3 protein-coding genes are annotated in these 3,246 nt (G+C 72.9%); all 3 read right to left on the bottom strand.

Annotation, left to right across the window (positions count from 1 at the left end; genetic code table 11):
• Nucleotides 1–11 precede the first annotated feature (11 nt).
• From MTQ10_RS29265 to MTQ10_RS29255, 3 genes are read right to left on the bottom strand one after another with little or no spacing between them, the layout of a single operon-like run.
• Nucleotides 12–1,283, bottom strand: a complete 1,272-nt coding sequence (locus tag MTQ10_RS29265; protein WP_247473410.1) for an AAA family ATPase — start codon at nt 1,281–1,283, stop codon at nt 12–14.
• A gap of 12 nt (nt 1,284–1,295) precedes the next feature.
• The gene (gene cpaB, locus MTQ10_RS29260) at nt 1,296–2,003 is read right to left on the bottom strand and encodes a Flp pilus assembly protein CpaB (protein WP_247473408.1); all 708 of its coding nucleotides are present in this window, start codon (nt 2,001–2,003) and stop codon (nt 1,296–1,298) included.
• A gap of 55 nt (nt 2,004–2,058) precedes the next feature.
• Entirely contained in the window at nt 2,059–2,919 is an 861-nt protein-coding gene (locus MTQ10_RS29255; RefSeq protein ID WP_247473412.1) for a hypothetical protein, read from the bottom strand.
• Between the last annotated feature and the right edge of the window lie 327 nt (nt 2,920–3,246).

Here is a 3,246-nt window from a genome sequence, read left to right as displayed (position 1 = left end):
CCCGACGGCGCTCATCCCCCGCCCTCCCTCCGCCGCCGCAGCGCGCCGCCCGTGCCCTTGTCGGCGCGTCCGCGGCCCCCGGCGCGGTGGCCCTCGGCGCGGTGACCCTCGGCGGCCTTGACCAGGCCGAGTTCGCCGGCGAGTGTCCACAGCGCCTGCTTCACGGCGGACTTGTGGTCGAGTTCGTGGAGGCGGCCGGCGTCGACGGCGGACTGGAGTTCCTTGTAGGCGGCGGGCACGACGGTCGCCGCGATGCCCGTGCCGGTGATCCGCTGGATGAGCGGCGGCTGGATCTCCGCGTGCCGGCTGTGCCGGTTGACGACGACGGTGGTCTCCTCGGCCTTGCGGATCTGCAACCGGTCCCACAGCCGTACGGCCCGTTTGGCGCCGCGTACGGCGACGACGTCGGGCGTGGTGACGAGGAGCGCCCGGTCGGCCAGCTCGACGGCGGTGGCACCGGCGCCGCCGAGCTGGGCGCCGCAGTCGATGACGACGACCTCGTACCGTGAGCGGAGGGCGCCGACGAGGTGGCGGGCCGCGCGGTCGGTGACGTCCTCGCCGCGTTCGCCCTCGGCGGGGGCGAGGAGCAGGGCGAGGCCGGTGTCGTGGCGGAAGACGGCGTCGGCGAGGACGCGCGGGGTGATGTCGGTGATGGCGGCGAGGTCGGCGACGGAGCGGCGGAACTGCACGTCGAGGTAGGAGGCGACGTCGCCGGTCTGTAGGTCGAGGTCGACGAGGGCGGTGTTGCGGCCGGAGGCCTGGGCGGCGAGCGCGAGGTGGACGGCGGTGACGGTGGTGCCGACGCCGCCCTTGGCGCCGCTGACGGTGACGACGGTGCCGCCGGCGCCGGTGAACACGTCGGCGCCGTGGCCGAGGTGGCGTCGTACGCCGGTGGACCACTGGGCGACGTGCTGGACGCGGCTGGCGAGTTCCTCGTACGACAGCGGCAGCGCGACCAGGCCGCGGGCGCCGGAGTCCATGGCGGCGGAGAACAGGCCGGGGCTTGCGTCGCTGGTGACGAGGATGACGCCGACGGCGGGGAAGCGGAGGGCGACCTCGCGGATGAGTTCGAGGGCGGGGACGGGTCCGATGCGTTCGTGGACGACGACGACCTCGGGCAGTTCGTCGACGGATTCGGCGGAGAGCCGGGCGAGGGCGTCGACGAGCTGGGTGGAGTCGTGGACGGGCGGGAGGGGCTCGGCGTCGGGAAGCTGGCCGAGCAGACCGGTGAGGGACCGGACGGCGTCGACGTCACCGACCGCCGGGAGGATCCTGGTGGGCATGCGGGCCGCCTCTCACTTGTCCTTGGCGAGTTCGTACGTCCGGTCCTGCGCGGGTACGCCGGTGTCGTCGCCGGGTGCGACGAGGGCGAGGCGGACCCGCTTGGCGAACGACTCGGCGTAGGTGAGGCGCTGGGCGTCGAGGGCGGACAGCGCGAAGGTGATGGGGACGGCGTCGGTGGACCGCTGGGTGCGGCGGTCGGCGTCGGGTTCGAGGGCGGTGATGCGGCCGACGTCGATGACGCGGGCGCCGGCGACGATGACGCGGGACTGGTCGGGCTGCCCCTTCTGCTCGCCTTCGAAGGTGGCGTACACATTGACGACGGAGCCGGGGGTGATCTTGCCGGCGACGCCGGTGGCCGCGTCGATCATGATGGCGACCTCCTGCTGGCCGGGCCGGAGGGCCGGCCGGTCGACGATCATGTCGCTCTGCAACAGCGAGCCGGCCTTGAGCGTGGTCACGGCGATCTTGCCGCGGATCGCGGAGAGGTCGGTGACGGCGGTGTCGGACAGCCACCGCTTCGGCATCCTCACCTGTTTGAACTGGTCGCTCGTCAGGGCGGTGTAGGGCTTGATGTCGTCCTTCAGCTCGTACGCGGTGGCCTCGGGGCCGACCTTGGACTTCACGTCGTTGATGACGGACAGCACGCCGGCGAACGCGCCGAGGGCGCACAGGACCGACAGGAGCAGGAGGATCACGCCGCGGCGCTGACGGGAGTTCATGGACCGAGCAACCTCATCGGGGGGGGTGTGGGCGGTGCGGGGAACAGGGGGCGGGTCAGCCGACGGCGGCGCGGCGGCCGTAGGACCGCTGGTCGTACGGTTGCAGCTCGCCGTACACGGGCGGGGTCGCGGAGCAGAACACGCAGCGGTCTCCGATGACGTCGAGGCCGCACCAGTGGCAGGGGCTCTGCCGTACGGACGCGACGAGCTGGTAGAGGACGGACAGATCGGGCAGGTAGGCGCAGAACTCGACGGCCTTGCCGGTGCCCCACCAGTCGGCGGACTCGGCGGGCAGCGCCGCCTCGCGCAGCCCGCGCACCTGCCAGGCGGGGGCGAGGGTGGTGCCGACCCAGTCGGACTGGAGCTGGCCGCGGGCGACGACGAGGGACGTGCCGAAGTCGGGGCCGGGCAGGGCTGCGCCGGGGGTGCCGAGGCGTACGACGTGGGGCTCGGGGTGGGCGAGGACGGCGAACTGGCTGCCGGGCATCCAGGATCGGGCGTGCGCCTTGAGGTCGACGGGGATGCGGTCGAGGCGGGAGAGGGTGCCGAGGACGGCGCCGGCGTGGAGGTAGTGGGTGAGGAGACGGCCGGCGGCGGCGAGGACGCCGGGGCCGAGGTCGCAGGAGGCGAGCTGGCGCAGTTGCCGGGCGAGGACGGCGACGGCGAGGGGAGGCAGGTCGGGCCGGAACAGGGCGATGCGGTCGCTCTCCAGGAGGGAGCGGACGGTGAGCAGGCGGCGTTCGACGCTCGGGCGGGTGGCGCCGGAGTACACGACGACGAGGTGGCCGTGCTGCTCGACGAGGGCCTGCACGGCGAACAACGCCTGGTCCAGCGGCTGCCGGTCGATGTCCGCCAGGACGGCGGCCGGCATGGTCCGCTCGTCCTGCGCCGGCAGTGCCAGGTCGGCGCCGGTCACGGCAATGGCAGTTGGCACGCGCAGCTCCCCATCCACGCCTGTCGGTGTGCCGGGTCTGGGTGACGCCGGTGCACCGAGCGACTTCACTGCGTGACTACCTGAGCACTGTATCCGCGCGTATGTGGCCCGAGAACAGCGTTTCGCCAGGTCGGCGGGAACTGCTGTCCCACAAGTCCCGCCAAACCGGGGCAGGTTGCGCAGCGATCGCTCAACCGGGGCCGTCCGGCGCCGATTTGGTCTGGACCTATTGACAGCTCGATTGGTCTGGACCAACGTGAAGGACGAACGGTGGCCACCGTGTCCATACCCCCGTCCCCCCACCCCTCC

This window comes from Streptomyces sp. XM83C (assembly GCF_023072675.1).
In the GTDB taxonomy this organism is placed as follows: domain Bacteria; phylum Actinomycetota; class Actinomycetes; order Streptomycetales; family Streptomycetaceae; genus Streptomyces; species Streptomyces thermocoprophilus.
Note: the sequence above shows the minus strand (reverse complement) of the source record. Positions and strands in the feature narration are given on the sequence as shown.

Excerpts from the sequence above, each read along its gene's own strand:
- MTQ10_RS29265 (WP_247473410.1), bottom strand. The coding sequence starts at position 1,283 with ATGCCCACCAGGATCCTCCCGGCGGTCGGTGACGTCGACGCCGTCCGG.
- cpaB (WP_247473408.1), bottom strand. The coding sequence starts at position 2,003 with ATGAACTCCCGTCAGCGCCGCGGCGTGATCCTCCTGCTCCTGTCGGTC.